At 47.1% G+C, this 23,795-nt stretch carries 13 protein-coding genes and 1 riboswitch; of the genes, 12 read left to right on the forward strand and 1 reads right to left on the reverse strand.

From position 1 onward, the window contains the following. Nucleotides 1-5: 5 nt before the first annotated feature. The 12 genes from QP794_RS12205 to QP794_RS12260 all read left to right on the forward strand — a co-directional run bounded on the left by QP794_RS12205 (nucleotide 6) and on the right by QP794_RS12260 (nucleotide 22,543). Nucleotides 6-1,346 (forward strand): ATP-binding protein, encoded by a 1,341-nt coding sequence (locus QP794_RS12205; RefSeq protein WP_285076840.1) that lies wholly within the window; start codon nucleotides 6-8, stop codon nucleotides 1,344-1,346. Further along, nucleotides 1,343-3,556, forward strand: a complete 2,214-nt coding sequence (locus tag QP794_RS12210; RefSeq protein WP_285076842.1) for a DEAD/DEAH box helicase — start codon at nucleotides 1,343-1,345, stop codon at nucleotides 3,554-3,556. The genes QP794_RS12205 and QP794_RS12210 overlap by 4 nt, the downstream gene beginning before the upstream one ends. 120 nt (nucleotides 3,557-3,676) lie before the next feature. After that, nucleotides 3,677-3,787, forward strand: a riboswitch (purine riboswitch). 106 nt (nucleotides 3,788-3,893) lie between these two features. Next, the gene (locus QP794_RS12215) at nucleotides 3,894-4,847 is read left to right on the forward strand and encodes an EamA family transporter (RefSeq protein ID WP_285076843.1); all 954 of its coding nucleotides are present in this window, start codon (nucleotides 3,894-3,896) and stop codon (nucleotides 4,845-4,847) included. A 205-nt stretch (nucleotides 4,848-5,052) separates the two neighbouring features. Beyond that, nucleotides 5,053-5,478: a cupredoxin domain-containing protein gene (locus QP794_RS12220; protein ID WP_285076845.1), complete on the forward strand. Its 426-nt coding sequence runs from the start codon at nucleotides 5,053-5,055 to the stop codon at nucleotides 5,476-5,478. An 89-nt stretch (nucleotides 5,479-5,567) separates the two neighbouring features. Next, complete coding sequence (locus QP794_RS12225; RefSeq protein ID WP_285076846.1) at nucleotides 5,568-6,590, forward strand: SDR family oxidoreductase; 1,023 nt, start codon at nucleotides 5,568-5,570, stop codon at nucleotides 6,588-6,590. Nucleotides 6,591-6,599: 9 nt separating this feature from the next. After that, the gene (locus QP794_RS12230) at nucleotides 6,600-7,256 is read left to right on the forward strand and encodes a carboxylesterase family protein (RefSeq protein ID WP_285076848.1); all 657 of its coding nucleotides are present in this window, start codon (nucleotides 6,600-6,602) and stop codon (nucleotides 7,254-7,256) included. Between the two features lie 172 nt (nucleotides 7,257-7,428). Then, the gene (locus tag QP794_RS12235) at nucleotides 7,429-14,943 is read left to right on the forward strand and encodes a fibronectin type III domain-containing protein (protein ID WP_285076849.1); all 7,515 of its coding nucleotides are present in this window, start codon (nucleotides 7,429-7,431) and stop codon (nucleotides 14,941-14,943) included. Between the two features lie 133 nt (nucleotides 14,944-15,076). Then, nucleotides 15,077-15,787, forward strand: coding sequence for a trehalose operon repressor (gene treR / locus QP794_RS12240; protein ID WP_285077452.1), 711 nt, complete (start codon nucleotides 15,077-15,079; stop codon nucleotides 15,785-15,787). A 365-nt stretch (nucleotides 15,788-16,152) separates the two neighbouring features. Then, nucleotides 16,153-17,085 carry a glycoside hydrolase family 5 protein gene (locus QP794_RS12245; RefSeq protein ID WP_483311907.1) on the forward strand — a complete coding sequence of 311 codons (933 nt, stop codon included), beginning with the start codon at nucleotides 16,153-16,155 and terminating at the stop codon, nucleotides 17,083-17,085. 238 nt (nucleotides 17,086-17,323) lie between these two features. Then, nucleotides 17,324-19,393: a bifunctional aldolase/short-chain dehydrogenase gene (locus QP794_RS12250; RefSeq protein ID WP_285076853.1), complete on the forward strand. Its 2,070-nt coding sequence runs from the start codon at nucleotides 17,324-17,326 to the stop codon at nucleotides 19,391-19,393. Between the two features lie 18 nt (nucleotides 19,394-19,411). Next, complete coding sequence (gene rhaA / locus QP794_RS12255) at nucleotides 19,412-20,683, forward strand: L-rhamnose isomerase (protein WP_285076855.1); 1,272 nt, start codon at nucleotides 19,412-19,414, stop codon at nucleotides 20,681-20,683. 186 nt (nucleotides 20,684-20,869) lie between these two features. Further along, nucleotides 20,870-22,543 (forward strand): ribonuclease J, encoded by a 1,674-nt coding sequence (locus QP794_RS12260; protein ID WP_285076857.1) that lies wholly within the window; start codon nucleotides 20,870-20,872, stop codon nucleotides 22,541-22,543. Nucleotides 22,544-22,700: 157 nt separating this feature from the next. Here the strand turns inward: QP794_RS12260 and QP794_RS12265 are convergent, their stop codons facing one another. Next, nucleotides 22,701-23,783 carry a bifunctional 3-deoxy-7-phosphoheptulonate synthase/chorismate mutase gene (locus tag QP794_RS12265; protein WP_024633852.1) on the reverse strand — a complete coding sequence of 361 codons (1,083 nt, stop codon included), beginning with the start codon at nucleotides 23,781-23,783 and terminating at the stop codon, nucleotides 22,701-22,703. Between the last annotated feature and the right edge of the window lie 12 nt (nucleotides 23,784-23,795).

A 23,795-nucleotide genomic window follows, 5' to 3' on the forward strand; every position in this document is an offset into this window, starting at 1 on the left:
GGGCAGTGGCAGAACTTAAAATACCAAAGCGGCTGACTACCGCACTAGTGAATTCGTTGACAGCGGGCGTTGTGCCACGAATCGGACTGGAGCAGATTGCTGTTGGCCGGAAGTCTGAAGTGGACGCGATCTTGCGGGATATGGACAACATTGCAGAAGGCGGGGCAGCCTTTAAGCTGATTACAGGAAGGTACGGGAGCGGGAAAAGCTTTCTGTTGCAGATGATTCGTAACTATGCGATGGACCGGGAATTCGTTGTGGCGGACGCCGACTTGTCACCTGAGCGCAGACTGGTGGGAACCAAAGGTCAGGGGCTTGCAACATACCGTGAGCTGATGACTCGCCTGTCCACTCGTACACGCCCGGATGGCGGGGCACTGGAATCAATGTTGCAGAAGTGGATCGCAGGTCTTCAGCAGCAAGCGATGCAGAGCCAGGGCTTGCGCCCGGATGATCCCGCACTTCCCGCTGAGGTGGAGAAGCAGATCTATGCGGTGACGAACGAAATGCAAAATTTGGTGCATGGATTCGATTTTGCCAAGGTGCTGGCTTCGTACTGGAACGGGTATAAATTGGCGGATGATGACCGCAAACAGGCGGCACTTCGTTGGTTAAGAGGGGAATTTTCGACGAAGACAGAAGCCAAAAAAGAGCTGGCTGTCGGCGTCATCATTGACGATGATAACTGGTATGACTACTTCAAATTGTGGTCCGAATTTACGGCACGGATCGGATATAAAGGACTACTGCTGTTCATTGATGAAGCGGTAAATCTGTACAAAATTACAAACAGCATTTCCCGGCAAAGCAACTATGAGAAGCTGCTTACCATGTTTAATGATACGATGCAGGGCAAAGCAGAACACCTTGGCATTTTTGTAGGCGGCACACCACAATTTGTGGAGGATGAACGGCGAGGACTTTTCAGTTACGAAGCACTTCGCTCCAGACTCATTGATGGTCGCTATGCAGCAAGGGAATATGCGAATTATACCGGACCTATCCTGAAACTTTCGATGTTGTCCCATGAAGAGATTTTGATACTGCTGCAGAAGCTGCGTCAGATTCATGCCTTGCATTTTGGATACAGTGCAAGTCTGACGGATGAGGATTTAGTTGATTTTATGCAAATAGCTGTGAACCGACTCGGTGCGGATGAGCTACTGACCACACGTGAAGTGGTACGGGACTTTATGGATGTGCTGCATACGCTCCATCAGAATCCCGAAGTAACCTATATTCAATTGCTTGGAGAGCGAGCCAAACCATCGGAAGCGGGAAAAGCAACAGATTCTTCAGCATCTGGCGATGATCTGGATGATTTTCTGGCGGAGTTTGAATTATGAGTGAGAACCCTTTCTATCGACTGGCTCCTTTTGTACAGGAATTTATTTATAAAAAAAGATGGGAATCGCTTCGGCCTGCCCAGATTGAAGCTTGTAATATTTGCTTTCACACTCCGCATCATATGCTGATTGCGGCAGGTACAGCCTCCGGCAAGACGGAGGCGGCTTTTTTTCCTGCGCTGACCGAGCTGCATGAACGGCCCTCCAAATCCGTCGGCATCTTGTACATTGGGCCGCTTAAGGCACTGATTAATGACCAATTCGAGCGACTAAAGGACTTGTTGTCCGAGGGGAGTATCCCGGTATGGCACTGGCATGGGGATGTACCTCAGGCAGAGAAAACACGTCTTATGCGAAGTCCCTCTGGTGTGCTTCAGATTACCCCTGAATCGCTGGAAGGTTTGCTGATGAATCGTCCCAATGCCATTCCAGCACTATTTCATGATCTGCGGTATGTCATTATTGACGAGGTTCATTCTTTCATGGGGGCGGATCGAGGCATTCAGGTATTGAGTGAACTGGCCCGAATTGAGCGCATGGCAGGATGTAAACCGCGAAGAGTGGGACTGTCTGCGACACTGAGTGATTATGATGCAGCTACAGCCTGGCTTGCTGCCGGAACAGGGCAGGGTGTCGATGTGGTCGCTTCTCCCGGTGGTCGCAAGCTGCGTCTGCGGGTAGAGCATTTTTCGTTTCCTGATGCGCGGGATGAAGAACAGGCGGAGCATCTGCATAATGCACGTAAAGTCTATTACGACTTTATCTATGAAAGTACACATCGTAAAAAAGCGTTGATTTTTACTAACAGCCGGACGGATGCCGAAGTCACCATACTTGAGATGCGGCGTGTCGCCGCACGGAGACAGGAGCGGGATGTTTTTCATGTTCATCACGGGAGCATTTCCGCTATGCTGCGAGAAGAAACAGAAGCTGCCCTGCGAACCGGAGCAGGGCCAGCAGTAGCTGCGGCTACCGTAACACTGGAACTGGGTATAGACCTTGGTGAACTGGAGCGGGTTGTGCAGCTTGGCGCGCCTTATAGTGCATCAAGCTTTGTTCAGCGTCTTGGACGATCAGGCAGGCGTGAGGATATGGCTTCCGAGATGCTTTTTGTATGTCCGGAAGAAGAGGATGAGGAAGCTCAATTGCCTGCTCGTATGCCATGGACACTGATGCGGGCCATTGCTGTTATTGAATTGTATGTAAAGACCAAATGGGTTGAACCGCTTGAAGCTCGTAAAATGCCGATGGGTGTGCTCTATCATCAGACGATGAGCATGCTGAAAAGCATGGGGGAGGCTGAACCGAAAGAATTGGCTGAAGCCATGCTTTCACTCGCACCATTCGCGCACATTCGTGCAGAGCAATATCAGCTTTTTCTAAATTATCTGATTGAGACAGATCATCTGCAGTGGACGGAAGATCGGACATTAATCATCGGGCTTACCGGTGAGAAAACCGTGAATAACTATCGCTTTTACGCGGTGTTCAAAGATGATGAAGAGCACAAAGTGCTGAACGGTTCCGAAGAGATAGGCTCCATTACAACGGTGCCACCCCCAGGTTATTGCTTCTCGCTTGCAGGCAAACTGTGGAAAGTGGAAGAGGTGGACCACAAGCATAAATCCGTGTATGTAAAGGCGGCCAAAGGCAAGGTGGATACATTATGGCTTGGAGCGGGTGGGGACATTCATACGACGGTCGTCCAGAAAATGCGTGAAGTACTGTCAGACACGGTGATATATCCCTATCTTTCCCCTCAAGCGGTAAATCGCTTGGAACGTGCTCGTCGACTTGCACGTGAAAGTGGATTACTGAAACAGGTGGTCATCCCAGCTGGTGGAGATTCCCTGTATGTATTGCCCTGGGTAGGAAGCAAGTCTTTCCGCACACTGGAGCGTTTAATGAAGCACAACTTGTCTGACAAGCTTGCCTTGCGTTCTGTTGTACCGATGGAGCCTTATTATTTTGTCGTGTCAGGCAAGGTGGATGGTCGCACACTTTTGGCCGAGATCATGAGCGAATGTCGAACAGCCGAAGACGCATCTACGTTGCTTTCAGAAGATGAAGCACCGTATCTTGGTAAATATGATGAATTCGTGGCTCCTCCTTTGATCCGAGAGGCTTTTTCAGTGGATGGATTGGATTTAAATGGACTCAAAGAAGGATTGCAGCAAACGTTAACATGGGATTCTTCATCTGCGAAATGACGTAATTACGCAATTCATTTAGTTTGAATTTGAATTAGAAAAATTTAAATTGTGAATCAGGGTTGACACCCCCTCACCTGCCATGTAATATATGAAAAGTCGTCACATACGAATCGCAAACAACAAATGCATATTTCATCTCGTATAACCTCGCAGGCCGAAAGTGTACACAGGGCGAGGGTCTCTACAGGAAGCCTATACTTCCTAACTACGATGCCAGGGAATCATTGTATCCCTTGCTCGTAGTTAGGATTTTTTGCATTTGTTTGGAGTCTGTGACCTTGGCATGGATCAAACATGCGGACGCATTTTTCGATCATCAGGAGGTTTATCTAACATGAAATATTATCTGTCCGTTCTCGCAGGAGCGATGAGCTATGGCATATTATCCACTATTGTGGTTCTGGCTTACGGCGAAGGGTACAAACTCGGAGAGGTTGTGGGTACACAGCTGATCACGGGCTTCATTCTGTCCTGGATGCTGGCATTATACTCGAAGTTTAGAATGAAACGGAAATCACAGGCAGATGGAAAACCATCAGCAGCTGTGGCAAAAGCGTTACAGAAATTAACGTGGAAGCAGCGTTTAATATTGATGGCTGCAGGCACACCGACGGTCATTACCGGCCTTGTCTATTATCAGTCTTTGCGGTACATTCCTGCATCCCTGGCCATTATTCTTTTGTTTCAATTCACTTGGATTAGCGTATTGATTCAGGCTGTTAGCAAACGTCAGCGTCCTGACAAAGTAACCTTCTTGACGTTGATTATCCTGTTCGGCGGAACATTGCTGGCAGCAGGTTTCCTGGAACAGGGACTCGGGGAGTTTAACGGCTTGGGCATAGCGCTTGGGTTGATGGCGGCTGTAAGTTACTCGCTGTTTGTACTGTTTAGTGGTAAAGCGGTTCCATCGGCACATCCGGCTTTTCGCAGTGCCTGGATGGTCACTGGGGGTCTGGTCTTGCTGTGTATCCTGTTCCCGCCGACGTTCCTGTTTAACGGATTAATTTGGAGCCAGCTGCTTGTTTTCGGATTGTTGCTTGGATTCTTCGGAGCTTTTATCCCGCCAGTACTGTTCGCAGTAGGTGTCCCTCATATTGGTGGGGACATGGCCGGCATTCTTGGTGCGGTTGAACTCCCAATCGCGGTGCTGCTCTCATCCATCGTGCTTCACGAGCATGTGAGCCCATTGCAATGGATTGGGGTTATCGTGGTGCTGATTGGTGTAGCGCTGCCAGAGATCTATAAGTTACGGATGAAACGAAGTCGAAATACACCCCTATATTCCTGAGTGGGGAATAAGATAGAGTTATAACGATCATAGCTATAGCTGAAAGAGTAAGAGCCTGAATAACGCAGGCTCTTTTTTATGATTACATTTAACTCAGTGACGCCCAGTCAATATGGCCCATATGAGTCATTTTCATTTTTAACCGGATGGGGTATGCTGAAGAAGAGTTGCAAGAGAATGGGAACATAGAAAGAGGAGCGTTGAGATGAAAAGCTGGATTAGCAAAACCTGGCCTTGGCTTACGCTGGGAATTACCGTAGTTGTACTGCTAGGATCTTTTATGGTGTATTTTATGGGCAAGGACATGTCACCCGGTTCAGGAAGTGCCGTAACGGCCAAAGCCGAGACGCCGGAGGATTTGAAGGGATATGAAGTTATTGATGTTAACGTAAGTAATGACGGTTTTGAACCAGATGTTATTGAAGTTAAATCCGGGGTCCCCACCAAAATCAATTTTATTCTTACCCGGCAAGTTACACACGTGAAATCAGTAGCGGCTGACAAGCTCGGCATGGATCTTTACATGCAAAAAGGAAACAACTACTATACTTTAGACAAGGATGTCCAACCTGGTGAATATGAAATTCACTGCGGTATGTACATGATCTATGGAACGATCAAGGTCATATAATGGTGAGGAGCAAAGATTCGTTAATTGCTCCTCTTTGGTGTGCGTGATATCATGGACTAGTGATCAAATTCATCTGGAGGTGGGCAAATATGAAAGCGCTTTTTATTGGAGGAACAGGTACCATCAGTACAGCAATTACCGATCAGCTTGCCAAGCAAGGCTGTGAACTTTATTTGATCAACCGGGGAAATCAAAACGATAATTTGCCTGCGCAAATCAAAGTGCTGCAAGCCGATATTAACGATGAAGCACGGGTTGCAGAGCTGATTGCCGACCTGGAGTTCGATGTTGTCGCAGACTTTATCGCATTTGTACCTTCACAGTTGGAGAGAGATTACCGTTTGTTCAAGGACAAAACGAAGCAGTTTATATTTATCAGTTCGGCATCTGCTTATCAGACACCACTTGCTGATTATCGAATCACCGAGGGAACGCCATTATCCAATCCGTATTGGGAATATTCACGTAACAAGATAGCTTGTGAAGACTATCTGATGAAACAGTATCGTGAAGAAGGTTTTCCGGTGACTATTGTACGTCCAAGCCATACGTATAGTGAACGATCTGTTCCCCTCGGTGTGCACGGAGCCCAAGGCAGCTGGCAGGTCCTTAAGCGCATGCGTGAAAATAAACCGGTACTCATTCATGGAGACGGCACATCACTCTGGACCATAACGCATAACCGTGATTTTGCCAAAGGGTTCATTGGCCTTATGGGCAATATCCACGCCATTGGTGAATCGGTACATATTACCTCGGACGAGTCGGTAACCTGGAATCAGATCTATGAGATTATTGCAGGAGTGCTTGGCGTCAAGCTTCATGCGGTTCATGTGTCTTCCGAGTTTTTGGCGGCGTGCAGTGATCAGGATCTTCGAGGCGGTTTGCTGGGGGATAAGGCGAACACGGTGGTATTTGATAACAGTAAATTAAAGAGACTGGTTCCGGAATTTGTGGCAACGATCAGGGCTGATCAAGGAATCCGGAGCACCATAGAATACATTCTTGCACATTCTGAATTGCAGACCGAAGATCCCGAGTTTGATGCTTGGTGTGATAAAGTGGTCGGAGTGCTGGACGAAGCATTGCTGAAAATTAGAGATGAGAAATGAGGCGAGCTTATGTCCCAGAGCGGCCATCGGCTGGTAAAAGAAATCACCAAAACCGTTACATTGGACTATCTGCTGCACATTCCTGAGAGGGAGGAGCCGCTTTCCAATAATGAAAAGTGGCCTGTCATTATGTTTCTTCATGGTGCTGGGGAACGAGGGAATGACCTGGAAAAGATTAAAGCACACGGGGTTCCCCTTATTGCCGAGCAGGACAAAAGTTTCCCTTTTATCGTAATTTCACCGCAGTGCCCGGTAGATGAATTCTGGGGTATGCATCGCGAAGCTGTTATGGCTCTTCTGGAACATGTGTTGGAAACCGAAGCAGCTGACCCGCAGCGGGTGTATCTTACTGGTATGAGTATGGGTGGATATGGTACATGGGATCTGCCGCTGTTTTACCCGAATACATTTGCAGCATTAGCTCCTGTATGTGGAGGAGCGGATCCATCCAAAGCGGAAGAATTGCGTAATATACCCGTCTGGGCATTTCATGGCGCCAAGGATGACATCGTTTATGTCTCTGAATCTGAGAAGATTGTTCATGCACTCGAAGCACTGAACGCGGATGTGAAGCTCACGATATACCCTGAAGGTGACCATGATGCCTGGACAGAAACGTATGATAACCCAGAGTTGTACAAGTGGTTTCTGAGCCATACGTTATAATCATTCATTCGTGAATGAAAATATTTTCAGCATTCCTAAGTATTTACTTTCGTTATTCGAATCGTTATAATCAAGAAAAAATGACACTTGTTAGGGGAGGCACCCCAACAGAGGACTTTGTTCCTTTGTTGGGGTGCCTCCTTTTTTGGTGTGCAGAAAAGGAGAGCAGACGTTGAAGAAATCGCGAAAATCTATTAAAAAACAAGCCGAGCAGCTCACCAAAGTGGTACTGGCATTTGCATTGCTGTCTCCCCAAGCCTTGTTGGTCGAATGGAGTTCCACGGCCGTTATGGCTGAAGCTATGGAGAGCATCAGTATTGTATCCGATACGGCCAGCATGAAGGCTGTTCAATCCTCCAAGGTGAAGGTGGAGATGAATAGTGATGGCAAATATAGAATTGTGTTGCTTCCAGACACCAACGTATTCTACGGTGGCGATACCGGGAATGTATCCACCATTATTGATCATAACGGAACGCCTGTTAATTTTAAGTCATTGCCTCTCAATTATTATCGAATCAATAACAACGTAATCGAAATGTCCAGGCAAAAAGACAATGTGGAGTATATTTTGCGAGTGTCCATCGTTAATGCCACATCTCAGGGAGGGTATATGAAGGTGGAGCTGGAGGCTGTTAACCGCAGCGGCTCTACACTAAATCTGGGAGGCACATTCTACTGGGATACGATGGTGAATGGTAACGATGCTTCTCCGTTTGAAGTGATTGAGAACGGCTGGCGCAATTACAGCGGTGGCGTTCAGGTGACGGCTTTTTATGCCAATACGTATAATGTTGTGGATGCGGATCGTATTTTCATGGGGCAGTATAGTAGCCCGGACAGTGCGCAGCTAACAGGTGGTTCTTCACCCTCTTCCTTTACGCCAGGACAGACGGTGACGGCGACGGATACCGCTGCGCAATTCTGGTGGAACGGAAAAGTAACCGCCAACGAGGCGTCACGCAAATTTTCGACGATTGTAGGAATTGGTCCCAAAAATGCACCGCCCTCGTTTGCACTATCAGCCCCCTCCTCGGGTCAGACCTATTATAAAGGGGAACAGCTTCAAATTTCCGGTACAACCCGGGATACGGATGTGGGAGATCTTCTGACCGTCAAATGGTCAATCGACGGCGGGTCGGAGAACATTTTGACACAGATGACAGCTACAGGTTCCAATCAGTCGTTTAATACGAATTACACATTGCCGGATACACTCGCAGATGGCGCACATACGCTGCAGGTGTGGGTTATGGATGACAAGGGTGGGGTATCTTCAGCGGGCACCGTGAACTTCACGGTGAAAAGTTTCGTTGTTCCGGGAACACCGACATTTACATCGGTTAATCCTAATAATCTGACGGTGAACTGGGACAAAAAGGCGAATGATGCTTCCGTGACGTATGAACTGAAAAATGTAACGACGAATCAGATCTTTAATACAGGTATATCAAATAGTCGGCAAGTGACCGGACTTACACCGAATACATCATATTCCTTTGCCGTGCGCGCCAAAAATGCGGTTGGTTCTTATACGGGATATTCAAGTCCAGCTAGCAAATTTACACTGGCAAATACACCTAATGAGGCAGCTGTGAGCCAGTCGGGTAACTCCGTTACGGCGAGTTGGAATAACAATGACAATCCTGCGGGAACGAACTACAAAACGGAAATACGTAACTCGGTCGGACAAGTACTTCAATCCGGTACCACCTCATCAACTCGTACTGAACTCGCATTAACTGGACTTGCAGACGGATTGTATGACGTATATGTAGCAGCACTGAATGGAGAAGGCATACAGACTCCTTTTACCTCAGCGGGTCAGATCACGAAGGATTCGACTGGTCCCACCGCTCCCTCTATAGTGGTTAATCCTTCCTCTTGGACCAAGGAAGATGTGCTGGTTACGATTACAGCAGGCACGGATGCCTTAAGCGGTGTGCAGAAGACACAGTACAAGCTGGGGATCGGAGGAGAATGGCAGGAGTACACAGTTCCTTTTAAGGTTGCTTCTGAAGGAAACACACTCATTGTTGCACGTAGTATAGATACATTTGGCAATACAGGACAGGAAGCGTCTGCCACAGCACGGGTGGACCGTACAGCTCCAACACCTCCAGTCCTTTCGTTGAATCCTCCGGAATGGACCAATTCGGCAGTGACGGTAACGTTAACTGCAGGTACGGATGAAGCAAGTGGAGTGGGGCTTACACAATATAGGTTAGGAGGTGAAGGGACTTGGACCGATTATCGAGAGCCTTTTCCCATCCATACGGAAGGAGTAACCGAGATCCAGGCTCGAAGTGTAGATCGGGCCTCAAACGTCAGTGCGTCAACTTCAGCTACTGCCCGGATCGACAAGACAGGTCCTGAGGAGCCTAAAATTACGCTCAGTGACGATGAATGGACGAATCAGGATGTGTCTTTTGAAATAACGAGCGGTGAAGATACAGGCAGCGGGCTTGCCAAAAGCCAATATCGTCTAAACGAACAAGGGCCCTGGATCGATTACACCGGAGAAGTGAAGGTAACCAAGGAAGGACAAACCACACTGTATGCACGCTCGCTTGATCGGGTAGGAAATGTAAGTACTGTAGCGAAAGCATTCATTCGATTGGATAAGACCGCTCCAACAGAGCCAGTTATTACATTGAGTCAGTCCGGCTGGAGCAAGGAAGCTGTACAATTTACGATTGCTGGCAGCGTAGATGAGCATGCCATATCGTATGAATATAGTTTGAATGGCGCCCCGTATATTGTAGGAAACTCAGGTACAGTGAGTTCAAACGGACCCACGGTAATTCGAGCCAGAGCGCGAGATGCTGTCGGAAACGTTAGCCAGGAGGTTAGCCGTATGGCTCATGTCGATCAGGTTGCTCCAACGATTACATTTCCACCGAATGGACAGGGTTGGAGCGACACGGATATAACGGCTACAGTGCAATATGCTGATTCTGATTCAGGTATCAATGAGAATTCGCGATGGTATAGAGTGACCAACAGTACCACATCACCTGACAACTGGAATGAAGCTCATACCAATGAGCACATTGTTTCAATCGAATCGGAAGGCATTTGGTACATCCATGCCAAAACAATGGACAGGGCAGGAAATACATACGAGACGGTATCAGCGCCTTATCAGATCCAGCGCAAACCACAGCAACCTGGAAATGTGAGCATTATACAGATTAATGAGACCTCAGCAGAACTTACGTGGGATTTGCCGACAGGAGAATGGTATACCGACGGGTATCAATACGAAATTATTAACCATACGACAGGCCAGTCGTGGACAGTAGATTATCCCAAACATACGCTCAATGATCATTCCCTAAGTGGTGGTCAAGTCTATGAGTATGAAGTAAGGGCTCGAAATCATGCTGGCTTAAGTGATGCAGTAATTGTCCGTGCACTGACGATTCCAGCCGCACCGGGATCATTACAAGTTCGAAAAGTGGATTCCCAGCCTGAGCTGGCAGAAGTGCATTTCGATTCGGTTCAAGGGGCTACTGCATACCGCATCATGGCTGCGACTTCGGATGGGAGAATCGTTTATGATCAAACATTCTCCGATTCTTCCAGCATTCCGTACATTACCAATCTAATCCCGGGAAGCATTCATACGATTTCGGTCACCGCGCTGAATGAGAGTGGTGCGGGAGAAAGTAGCAGGGCCGGATTCCTGACATTGCCTGCGGCACCTGGTGAATTTGCGGCCGTTCAGATTCGGGAGCATGAGATCTCTCTGGCATGGGAGACGGTAACTTCAGCCACGTATTACAGCCTTTTGCGCAGTGAATCAGGAGTGTACGAAGGATTGGAAACGGAGTTTGTGGACACAGGTCTGGATAGTGGTACAGAGTACAGCTATGAATTGCTGGCTGCAAATGAGACAGGAGAAGGTCCAGTAGCTAGTTTGCAGAAGCTGGTGACATTGCCCGGGTCCGTTGAAAGCTTGAGTATAGATAATGCTACTACTACGAGCCTGCGTCTAAGTTGGAATCCGGTAAGAGGTGCAGAGCAATACGAAGTCTTTGTGAATGGAGAGAAAAGGGAGACATTACCTGCGGGAACGCATGAATGGGTCATCACGGGATTGACTGCGGGAGTGATGTATCAGTTGGAGGTTCAGGCAGGTAATGGAAGTGGGCAAGGTCAAGCGAGTCGAACATCTGGAACGACACTTCCCGAGAGTCCTTCGGGTCTTCACTTTGTTCAGCCGACTGAAACAGGAGCAACACTCCGATGGGATGCAGTACCTGGAGCCACGAAGTACCGGGTTGTTCTTGATGGACAGAGTTATGAAATATCAGATACACGGCTTGAAGTGCAACAGTTATCAGGCAGCCGCCGTTATACGTATCAGGTGGAGGCCGGAAATGCTGCCGGTTATGGTGCAGCCACAAGCGGTGAACTGCTTACTTTACCAACCAGACCTGAAGGACTCACGGTCACGCGTACGGATGAAACAAGCATTGGGGTGGAATGGGAACCTGTAAATACGGCCGAGTCCTATATCGTAAAAATTAATGGGACGGAAGCGGGTCGAACTTCGGGACTTGCCTATACGGTTGGAGAATTGGTGCCAGGCATGGAGTATCTCGTGGAAGTACAGGCCGTGAATGCGTCCGGAACCGGTCAGTCCGCCAGCTTGATTCGATTATCCAAACCAGCGCCGCCTTCAGGAATCGTTGTTGAACCGGGGGTACATAAAGTCACCATGTCCTGGTCCTCGGTAGCAGGTGCTTCGGAGTATGTAATTCAACAGGGGAACAAAGAAATATACCGTGGAACAGAGCTGACTGCCTTTATATCAGGACTTCAGGATGGAACGATGCATCACTACACACTAGTTGCAGTTAACCGACAAGGGACAGCATCCGAAGCGACGAATGTATCCGTACTGACATTACCTGAGAAACCAGTTGAAATTCAGGCATTGGAAGTGTCGGAAAAAAGCCTTAGTCTGGATTTCACCAAAACAGGGGTAAAAGGTGCAGATGAATACATCATTGAACGCAATGGGCGAGAAATTGCTCGCATGGATGCGAGTGAAACCCGATTCGTAGATGAGAATTTGTCGCCGGGCACGAAATACACGTATAAGATCCGTGCGGTTAATGCAAGTGGTACAGGGGCGTCTCTAACTTATGGTATAACGACTCAGACCCTGCCTCTGTCCGCAGATGGGATTACTGTAATCAAGGGAACGCATGCATTTGATGTGACGTGGGAAGCAGTTAAGGGCGCCGCCGCATATGAAATTCGCAATCAGACAACGGGGGAAATACAGACTGTGTCCGAACCATCGGTCCATCTCGCCAGTTTACTGGATGGCACCACGTATGAGTTTGAACTTACTGTTATGAATGAAGATGGACACCGTTCTTCTCCTGTTCAGGTTCTTTTGTTGACCAGGCCCATATCCCCACAAACGGCAAGTCTCGCTGCCGTAACCGATCAATCGGCAACGCTGGATCTGAGTGGCAGCGCCACCCGAGGCGCAGATCAATTCATTATTTTGCGGAATGGTATTGAAATTGACCGTATTCCGGCGGCAAGTAATTCTTATGAAGACAAGGATTTGAAGCCAGGAGAGAGATACACCTATACGGTTAAGACTTCGAATGCTTCAGGAGATAGTGATACGGGATTTGATATTCAAGTGCGTACGCTGCCTGCAACAATTACAGAAACGCTGCATCCAGATGTGATTGAAGAGACGAAGGCAGTGATGAAGTGGAAACGGGTGCAGGGAGCAGATGGGTATATTGTAATGATAGCGGATGACGAAGTTACTACTATTACAGAGAGTGAAGTTACTGAGGTTACCCTTAATGGACTTACCAGCGCAGCCCAATATGAACAAGTACAGATTGTTCCATACAATACGGCGGGTAACGGAAGTCCCATGGTAGTTGCTCCATTTTTCACGCTGCCTCATGTTGATTCTGTTGAGATGAAGCTATATCCAGAGACCGATCATGCCAGATTGGAGTGGGCTTTCCCTTACTTCAACGAAACATTTGTGGTCTTAATGGATGGTAAGGAGCTGTATAGAGGCAAACAAAAAGAGTATATCGTGAATCAGCTTCAGGGCGGAACCAACTACTCCATTGAACTGTATACCGAGAACGAGCAGGGAGATACATCTCATAAGCTTGAATATACGGTGTTAACCAAACCGGAAGCTCCCAAGGAAGTGGAATATCGTTCGACACAGGAGAGTATTCAACTTCAGTTCAAAAAGAGCCATGTCAAGGGGGCTGAACAATTCATTATTGAACGTGACGGTGCAGAGATTAGCCGAGTGTCTTTTGACGAGCCTTTTTACGAGGACAAGGGGCTTGAGCCTGGAGTGAATTATGTGTATACCATCAAAACCGTAAATGCGTCTGGTATTAGTGAAGCCGGGTTCAATCTAAAAGCAATTACGCTGCCTGGCAAAATCCCTTCTCCACCTCAACCGGAAGAACGCACTCAGCATGGTGCAGATATTGTATGGGATATGATTCCTGGAGCAGCAGGCTACCGCATCTATCAAGGAGACGAGCTGATTGCGACAACAACGGAAACGTCGATACATGTAACTGAATTGAAAAGTGCCCAGCGCTATCCTAACTTGTCTATTGTACCTTTCAATGAGGCAGGAGACGGAGAGACGGTCAGTGTACCGGAATTCGAGACTTTGCCCTCCGATGAATTCACCGTTTCAGCAATCGCACAGAGTACAAGCAGCATTGTATTGAACTGGAAGCTGGAATCTTCGAATGAAACGATCGTGCTTTCTAGTAGTGGACGGGAGATTTATCGTGGAAAAGATCGAAGCTACATCTGGACAGGATTATCGGGTGGGCAGCGCTATGATGTACTATTGTGGACTGAAAATTCAGCCGGGGAAAAAAGCGAAAGCCAGCAGGCCACGGCTGTGACTCTGCCCTCTCCACCTCCAAGCGGAAGTGGAGCTGCTTCACCATCACCTTCCTCCAAACCAGAGGATGCTCAACCTGGGGTGTCTCAACCAGAGCTAAATGAGAAATCGGAAACAACAGTCAAAAAAGAGGTCAAATTCATTGATATTGGCCAAACATTCAATAAAGATCAGATTATATGGCTGGCCGAGCAAAACATTATTCAAGGTGTAAGTGATACCCGCTTTGAACCGCGGCGTCCCATTACAAGAGCGGAGTTCACAGCACTAATTGTGCGATTAATGGGTGTGGACACATCTGCCGATTATCAGCATGCTTTTCGGGATGTGAACGATCAGGATTGGTTTGCTCCAGAAATAGAAGCAGCCGTAAGCCGTGGAATGGTACATGGCATGGGAAATGGTAAATTTGCTCCACATGCGCTCGTAACCCGGGAACAGGCATCGAAGATTATTGCGAATGTTATTCGCAAAATTAAGCCGGAACCTGCAACTTCACGTCGTGCGTTTACGGATCAGATGGATGTGTCCGATTGGGCCAAAGAAGAGGTGGAAGAGCTTGCAGGAATGTACATGCTTACCGGATACGAAGACGGCAGCTTCCGTCCCTTGCAGCATCTGAGCAGATCCGAGGCGGCAGCCCTGATCTTCCGACTGAACAAACTGATTCGTATTATTGAAGAGAACCAAACTATGGACAACAATGGAACGAGTAAAGACGCCGATACTAACACGTCAAAAACGGAGTGAACGACGTAGATAGAATCACATGTAACTTCATCCTTACATCATCTTCAGTAGCTACATTATCGGTTGTTCGACTTTAATGTTATAATAGGTAGCTAATATGACAAAAAAGGGTAATGGACAGTGGTGATGAATGATGAATAATAAATTTATCCGAATCTATGAAGATATTGCAGCTCGTATTCGGACTGGAGAAATTGAAGCAGGTACATTGCTTCCATCGGAACTGGATCTATCGGAAAGCTATCAAACGTCCAGAGAAACAATTCGCAAGGCGCTGAAAATGCTGTCTGAAGAAGGTTATATTCAGAAGATTCAAGGCAAGGGCTCCATTGTACTGGATATACGTAAAATCGATTTTCCTATTTCGGGTCTTGTAAGCTTCAAGGAACTGGCTAAAAAAATGGGACATCGGGCCAAAACGTACGTTAAGGTTTTTGAAGAAAAAAAGGTTGATCAGGCCTTGTTCAAAAAAATCAATTTTGGTCTGAATGAAAAGGTCTGGGAGATCAGACGTGTGCGCCAAGTCGATGGCGAACATGTCATTCTGGACAAGGACCATATAAGCCAGCGACTTATTCCCGGTTTGAGCAAAGAAATATGTAATGACTCCATCTTTGAGTACATTGAAGAAGAGCTGGGTTTAACCATTTCTTTTGCGAAAAAGGAAATATTGGTGGAGGAGCCAACTGCTGAGGATAGGGAATTTCTTGATCTGGAAGGGTTTCACAATGTAGTCGTAGTTAGAAGCCAGGTTTACCTGGAGAATGCCAGTCAGTTCCAGTTCACAGAGGCAAGGCATCGCCCGGACAAGTTCAGATTTGTAGATTTTGCCCGGCGCAGATAAGGTTCATTGACCTTCCATAGAACAAAGAGAGTACCTTTTCACTTCTTTTATCGGTGAATGAGGTACTCTCTTTGCTGTGGAGCTAAAATTAATTCCTTATCATGGTAAAAATAACTTGACCGGTAAGCGTTTTCATTTTATTATATGTCCATAACCTTAACGATAAGGTAAATAAATTTAAAATATTTGTATTGTATTAAGTTATTTATTTGTCTTTATAACCTTTTGCGACTGTGAGCTACTTTTGATTTTAGTTAACTTATTGCTTTGAGCAGGGTTAATTGAAATAAACAAATAAATGTGGGAGGTTCAAACGAATGGTCAAGTTGCAAAAGTGTACAGTCTTCGCCGTAATAGCTGCACTTATGTTAGTGTTTTTGGGGAGTTCTGCGCCCAAAGCGTCTGCTGCTACAGGATTTTATGTAAGTGGGGGCAAACTGTACGATTCCACTGGTAAGGCATTTGTTATGAGAGGTGTCAATCATGGACACTCCTGGTTTAAAAATGACCTGAACAAGGCTATCCCTGCGATTGCCAAAACAGGTGCCAACACCGTACGAATTGTGCTGTCCAATGGTGTACAGTACACGAAAGACGATCTGAACGCCGTTAAAAACATCATTAATGTTGTAAGCGCAAACAAAATGATTGCGGTGCTTGAAGTACATGATGCAACAGGTAAGGATGACTATAATTCGTTGGATGCAGCGGTGAACTACTGGATTAGCATCAAGGAAGCACTCATTGGCAAAGAAGACAGGGTTATCGTAAATATTGCGAATGAATGGTATGGAACATGGAACGGCAGTGCCTGGGCTGATGGATACAAAAAGGCGATTCCGAAGTTAAGAAATGCCGGTATTAACAATACATTGATTGTGGATGCAGCCGGCTGGGGGCAGTACCCACAATCCATCGTGGATTATGGACAAAGTGTATTTGCAGCAGATTCACAGAAAAACACGGTATTCTCCATTCACATGTATGAATATGCCGGCAAAGATGCGGCAACCGTCAAAGCCAACATGGAAAGCGTGCTGAACAAAGGATTGGCCCTGATCATCGGTGAGTTTGGTGGATATCACACGAACGGGGATGTCGATGAATATGCGATCATGAAATATGGTCAGGAAAAAGGCGTAGGCTGGCTCGCTTGGTCATGGTATGGCAACAACTCCGATCTGAGCTATCTCGACTTGGCTACGGGTCCTAACGGAAGTTTGACAAGCTTTGGCAACACGGTCGTTAACGACACCTATGGAATTAAAAATACATCCCAAAAAGCAGGGATCTACTAGGATCTATCTTTCCATACAAGCTTCACACAATCACCGAGAAGCATTCAAGCTTCTTTGGAAGATACAATCTCACCCAAACACTCTGACCAATACGTCAGGGTGTTTCTTTAATAGTGAATCATTAAAACAATTCCCTTTTGAATTTTTCCGTTTATATTTAAAAAATTTTGTTTTCAAAACAAAACAAAGATGATAAACTCACATTAGGAATAAAACAAACATTATCGGAGGGGAACCAATGGTACAGAGTTTATGGAATTCATCACAGGCTTCGGAGAAAACAACGGGACTGGAGCAACTGGTCTATCGATCCAATCTGATTGGTGCAGATCGTCGTGTATGTAACATTTTCGGAGGCAACACGTCTACCAAAACGACGGTGAAAGATTTTCGCGGCCGTGATATAGAAGTGATGTATGTAAAAGGCAGCGGATCTGACCTAGCTTCTATGCAAGCTAAGCATTTTACAGGCCTTGGTCTTGAAGACATTCGTCCATTAATCGAACGTGAATCCATGTCGGATGAAGAGATGGTTGAATATCAGGGACATTGCATGATCGATTCCAAACATCCACGTGCATCCATTGAGACGTTGCTGCATGCGTTCCTTCCATATAAACATGTGGACCATACCCATCCGGATGCAATTATTAGTCTGTGTTGTGCAGATAACGGAAAAGAACTGGCGAAAGAGATTTACGGGGACCGATTTGTATGGGTTCCTTATGTGCGTCCCGGATTCACACTATCCAAGATGATTGCTGAAAGCGTATTCTCAAATCCAAACGCCGAACTGGTTCTGATGGAGAAGCATGGACTCGTGACTTGGGGAGAAACCTCCGAAGAATGTTACGCGCAGACGATCAAAATAATTAATGAAGCGGAAGCCTTCATCGAAGCACATGTTGATGAAGAAAGCCTGTTTGGCGGAGAAAAACATCCCGCGCTTGAGGCAGAAGTTCGTCGTCAGATCGTATCCAAAGTAATGCCGACCATTCGGGGAGCGGTATCGGATAGCAAAAAAATGATTTTGTCCTTTGACGATCAGGAGGATGTGCTTGCCTTTGTTGGAGGAGTGGACTCACCAGAGCTGTCACAGGTGGGCGCGGCGTGCCCGGATCATTTGGTTCACACCAAAGTGGTACCTTTATTCATTGATTGGACACCGGACGCGGAGGATATCGAAGGGCTGAAATCCAAGCTGGTGGAAGGCGTAGCCGCCTACAAAGAACAATATCAAGCGTATTTTGAAAGTAACAAAAACGAAGGTGACGTGATGTTCGAAGCTGGACCTCGTGTCATTCTCATCCCGGGTGTGGGCATGATCAACACAGGCAAGAGCTGGGCGCTGTCCCAGGTAAGCGGGGCATTGTATCATAGAGCCATTGCCGTGATGCGTGGTGCGACAAGTTTGGGCCAATTCGTATCCCTCAGCGCCAATGAATCCTACAATGTAGAGTACTGGCCGCTTGAGCTGTACAAATTATCGCTTGCTCCGGCAGAGACCGAATTTTCCCGCAAAGTGGCGTTCATTACCGGGGGTGCCGGTGGAATTGGAAGTGAAACAGCACGCAGATTAGTATCTGAAGGGGCGCACGTCGTTCTCGCGGACCTTAACCTTGAAGGAGCGCAGAAGGTAGCTCAGGAAATTAACGACCAATATGGTGCGAATCGCGCATATGCATTGAAGATGGATGTAACCGATGAGGAAGCTGTGCAATCAGCATATGCCGAAGTTGCTGTCCAATATGGCGGAGTGGATATCATCGTGAACAATGCGGGCTTGGCCACCTCGAGTCCATTTGACGAAACCTCGTTAAAGGAATGGAACCTGAATATGAGTGTGCTGGGTACGGGGTATTTCCTTGTGGCGCGTGAGGCCTTCAAATTGATGAAACAGCAGGGGATTGGCGGCAGTATGGTATTTATCGGGTCCAAAAACTCGGTGTATGCGGGTAAAAGCGCCTCTGCTTACAGCTCGGCCAAAGCACTTGAGGCTCATTTGGCTCGCTGCATCGCGGCGGAAGGTGGGGAATACGGTATTCGTGTGAATACCATTCTTCCGGATGCCATCCTGCAAGGTTCAGCGATCTGGAACGGTTCATGGAGAAATGAACGTGCAGCAGCCTACGGCATCGAACCGGACCAACTGGAAGAGTACTATCGTAAACGTACAACTTTGCTCGTCAATATTTATCCAAGAGACATTGCGGAAGGCATTGCCTTCTTCGCATCTTCCAGATCGGAAAAAACAACTGGATGCATGATGACCATTGATGGCGGTGTGCCGGCAGCATTTACACGATAATAAGGAGGGTTCTCGCACATGGAAAATCAAGTCAAGCAAGCATATGAAGCAGCCAAATCATTATATGCGCAGCATGGAATTGATACGGATGAAGTGTTGAAGAAACTCGCAGAGATCAAAGTGTCTGTCCACTGTTGGCAAGGGGACGATGTAAAAGGCTTTCTGAATAAAGACGGGGAACTTACGGGCGGAATATCCGTTACAGGACAGTATCCGGGGGCTGCAACGACGCCTGCAGAGCTTCGGGCAGACCTGGAGCAAGCATTCTCCATGATTCCCGGCAAACATAAAGTTAATTTGCATGCGATTTACGCGGATACGGACGAACAAGTGGAGCTGGATCGGATTGAGCCAAAGCACTATGAGAACTGGGTAAAATGGGCCAAAGAACAGGGGCTCGGTCTGGATTTCAATCCAACCTGCTTTTCTCATGAAAAATCAAGTGACGGATTCACGCTAAGTCACCCTGATCCGGAGATTCGCAAGTTCTGGATCGATCACTGCAAAGCATCCCGCCGCATTGGCGCTTACTTTGGTGAGCAGCTGGGTCAGACCTGTGTAACCAATGTGTGGGTACCGGACGGTTTCAAGGATAATCCGATCGATCGGATGACACCGCGGAAGCGGCTGAAGGATTCGCTGGATGAAGTATTTGCTGAGAAACTTGATCCGAAGTATCATCTGGATGCAGTAGAGAGCAAGCTCTTTGGCCTTGGTTCCGAAGCGTATGTTGTGGGTTCGCATGAATTCTATATGGGCTATGGACTGCAAAATGATACGTTAATCTGCCTTGATGCTGGACATTTTCATCCAACGGAAGTGATATCCAACAAATTGTCTTCGCTGGCCCTGTTTACCAGCGGTATTCTGCTGCATGTCAGCCGTCCAATGCGTTGGGACAGTGACCATGTTGTCATTATGGATGATGAGCTGCTGGAAATCGCCCGCGAACTGGTACGTCATGATCTGCTTCCAACGACACATATTGGACTCGATTTCTTTGATGGAAGCATTAATAGGGTTGCTGCGTGGGTGGTCGGCACACGTAATACGATTAAAGCACTGCTACGTGCAATGTTGGAACCTGTGGATGCCCTGAAATCAGCTGAACTGGCCGGGGATTATACGCTTCGCCTTGCTTTGACGGAAGAGTTCAAGTCCTATCCTTTTGGCGCGATTTGGGATTATTATTGTGCTCAACAGCAAGTGCCTGTACGTGAACAGTGGATTGCTGAGATCAAAACGTATGAGCAGGAAGTTCTGCTTCAGCGCGATAAGTCTCTCGTTTAGCATGTCATCATATTAATCATGAATCAGATAATGCAGGCCACAGTGGAGAACCCTTCGCTGTGGCCTTTTTGTATGAGAAAAAAGCTGCGCGATGCATAACTGGGCTCAAAATTTCCATACTAAAAATACATAAAAAATGCAACGCATTATTGTCATTATTGCAACGCAGAGGAGGATCAATCCGATTTGAATCTCACCCAAAACAAATTGTATATTGCTGCTCTTGGCGGATTGAATGAAATTGGCAAGAATATGTACCTTATCCAGTATAATCAGGACATTATTGTCATCGACTGTGGTTCCAAATTTCCGGATGAAACCCTGCCGGGGATCGATCTTATCATTCCGGATGTAACGTATCTGCTGGAAAATCAGGACAAGGTGAGAGCGCTTGTGGTTACTCATGGACATGAAGACCACATTGGAGGCATTCCTTATTTGTTAAAGCAAATCAATATCCCTGTGTATGCGTCCAGACTGACACGAGGATTAATTGAGCTTAAACTGAAAGAGCATGGGCTGCTGCGCAAAGCGGAGATCCACACGGTTGACTCCAAATCCAGTATTACGCTGGGTGCCATTGAGGTTTCTTTTTTTGCGACCAGTCACAGCATACCGGATTGTCTCGGCATTTTCTTTCAGACTCCAGGCGGCAATGTCGTCCATACCGGGGATTTCAAGTTTGATTTGTCACCTGTTAATGGGCCATATCCCGATCTGCATCGTATGGCCGAGATTGGCAAACAAGGTGTTCACGTGCTGCTGTCCGAAAGCACCAATGCAGAGAGACCCGGATTCACGCCTTCCGAGCGTATCGTTGGTGATCACATATTGGATGCGTTCATTCGTGCCAAACAAAAAGTATTTATATCAACCTTTGCGTCCAACGTAAGCAGGGTACAGCAAATTGTAAATGCAGCATTCGAAACGGGACGCAAGTTGGCACTGCTGGGCAGAAGTATGATCAATGTGGTGTCCGTTGCCAGTGAACTGGGATACCTGGATGTTCCTGAGGGGCTGCTCATTGAAGCAATGGATTCGGACCAGTTTCCACCTGATGAGGTCGTTGTGCTCTGTACGGGAAGTCAGGGTGAGACGATGGCTGCATTATCCCGCCTGGCGGCCTCCAAACATCCTCATGTGAAGATTGCACCTGGAGATACTGTTATCATTGCCGCTGGTGCGATCCCGGGAAACGAGCGCAATCTTGCTCATGTCATTGATAATCTGTATGTGCTCGGTGCACGCGTTATGTATGGTTCAAGCGGCGCAGCAGGCATGCATGTATCAGGACATGGTAGCCAGGAAGAACTCAAACTGATGCTGACCCTGATGAAGCCTGATTATCTGATTCCTGTTCACGGCGAGTTCCGTATGTTGTATCAGCATAGACAGCTCGCGGAATCTGTGGGGATTGAACGAGATCATGTATTTATCGTGAATAATGGAGATATGATTCAGTACAATGATGGCGTTGCTTCTCCGGGTCCCAAAATTGCTTCAGGCAACAGTCTGGTTGATGGTCTGCTCATGGGCGATGTCGGTAATATCGTGCTGCGTGACCGCCGGCAACTGTCCTCCGATGGAATGTTGGTGATTGTGGCTACGCTGAGCAAAACGGAGAAGCATATGGTTACATCACCTGAAATTATCTCCAGAGGTTTTGTATTTGTGAAAGACTCCGAGGAATTCATGAAAGAGCTTCATGAGCTGGTTCAAAACAAGATGAATGAACTAACCGAAAGCGGAGCGAATCAATGGAATGTGATCAAAAGAAAGCTGAAAGACGAGATCGGTCATTACATCTACGCTCAGACGAAACGAAGACCGATGATCCTGCCCATTATTATTGAAGTATGAGGAAAGGGAGAATACTGTCAAAGCTGCAGCGTGTCATGTACTGGAACAGAGACTCCTGCTAGGAAATTAAGATGATCAAAAGCCTGAGAAATGTGTGTTCATACAGCATTTGTATGACCACACATTTTAGTCAGGCTTTTATTGTTTGTTAATTAACTTATTGATCCTTCAGCAACCCCGATTGTCTCACAGATGTGAGGAACTGGTTGAATTGCTCGATGTTTAATTGCTGTGCGCTATCCGAGAGGGCCACCGCCGGATTTGGATGAACCTCAACCATAACACCATCTGCACCCGCTGCCAGAGCTGCCTTGGCACAAGGAGCGAGAATGTCTTTGCGACCGGTAGAGTGGGTGACATCCACAAGGACAGGCAGGTGGGTTTCCTGTTTCAAAATCGGTACAGCAGAGATGTCGAGTGTATTTCGGGTTGCTTTTTCATACGTGCGAATGCCTCGTTCAATCAGCATAACTTGTTTGTTACCCCGAGAGACAACATATTCCGCAGCATGCACGAATTCATCAATGGTTGCAGACAACCCGCGTTTCAGCAGAATAGGGATGTTTACATCTCCCGCAGCCTTGAGCAGTTCAAAGTTTTGCATGTTACGGGCACCGATTTGGATCACATCAATATATTCGCCAGCCAGTTCAATATGACTTGGATGCACAATCTCACTAATGGTCTTCAGCCCGAACTCATCGGCAACTTCCTTCAGAATTTTCAAACCTTCGATTCCGAGTCCCTGGAAGTCATATGGAGAAGTACGAGGTTTGAATGCACCTCCGCGCATCACGGTAATGCCGGCTGCTTTCAGCGCTGCGGCGACCTCGCGTACCTGCTCGTAACTTTCAACCGAGCACGGTCCAGCAATCATGATCGGTTTGCCTGCACCTACCTTGACGTTTCCGATGGAGACGACCGTATCTTCCTGCTGATTTTTGCGGCTAACGAGTAGTTGTTTCTTGTGTTCGTCGACCTGAAGGTTCAGGGAGGCTTGGAAAATTTGTTTGAAAAGGAGCTTGATGGCATCGTCTTGGAAAGGCCCCGGGTTAGCCGCAGTCAGTTCCTCCAGCATTTCTTTTTCGCGAACCGGATCAAACTTGGGTACACCCTGTTTTTCCTTGATTTGACCAATTTCCTGTGTAATTTGGGCCCGTTCAGACAACAAGTGCAGGAGGTTATGGTTAATTTCACTCAATCGGCCTCTTAATTGTTCCAAGTTCTTGCTTTGATCCATTCTGATCCACTC

It is taken from the genome of Paenibacillus sp. UMB7766-LJ446 (assembly GCF_030226665.1).
Classification (GTDB): domain Bacteria; phylum Bacillota; class Bacilli; order Paenibacillales; family Paenibacillaceae; genus Paenibacillus; species Paenibacillus vandeheii.

Excerpts from the sequence above, each read along its gene's own strand:
- QP794_RS12210 (WP_285076842.1), top strand. The coding sequence starts at position 1,343 with ATGAGTGAGAACCCTTTCTATCGACTGGCTCCTTTTGTACAGGAATTT.
- QP794_RS12215 (WP_285076843.1), top strand. The coding sequence starts at position 3,894 with ATGAAATATTATCTGTCCGTTCTCGCAGGAGCGATGAGCTATGGCATA.
- QP794_RS12220 (WP_285076845.1), top strand. The coding sequence starts at position 5,053 with ATGAAAAGCTGGATTAGCAAAACCTGGCCTTGGCTTACGCTGGGAATT.
- QP794_RS12225 (WP_285076846.1), top strand. The coding sequence starts at position 5,568 with ATGAAAGCGCTTTTTATTGGAGGAACAGGTACCATCAGTACAGCAATT.
- QP794_RS12230 (WP_285076848.1), top strand. The coding sequence starts at position 6,600 with ATGTCCCAGAGCGGCCATCGGCTGGTAAAAGAAATCACCAAAACCGTT.
- treR (WP_285077452.1), top strand. The coding sequence starts at position 15,077 with ATGAATAATAAATTTATCCGAATCTATGAAGATATTGCAGCTCGTATT.
- QP794_RS12245 (WP_483311907.1), top strand. The coding sequence starts at position 16,153 with ATGTTAGTGTTTTTGGGGAGTTCTGCGCCCAAAGCGTCTGCTGCTACA.
- QP794_RS12250 (WP_285076853.1), top strand. The coding sequence starts at position 17,324 with ATGGTACAGAGTTTATGGAATTCATCACAGGCTTCGGAGAAAACAACG.
- rhaA (WP_285076855.1), top strand. The coding sequence starts at position 19,412 with ATGGAAAATCAAGTCAAGCAAGCATATGAAGCAGCCAAATCATTATAT.
- QP794_RS12265 (WP_024633852.1), bottom strand. The coding sequence starts at position 23,783 with ATGGATCAAAGCAAGAACTTGGAACAATTAAGAGGCCGATTGAGTGAA.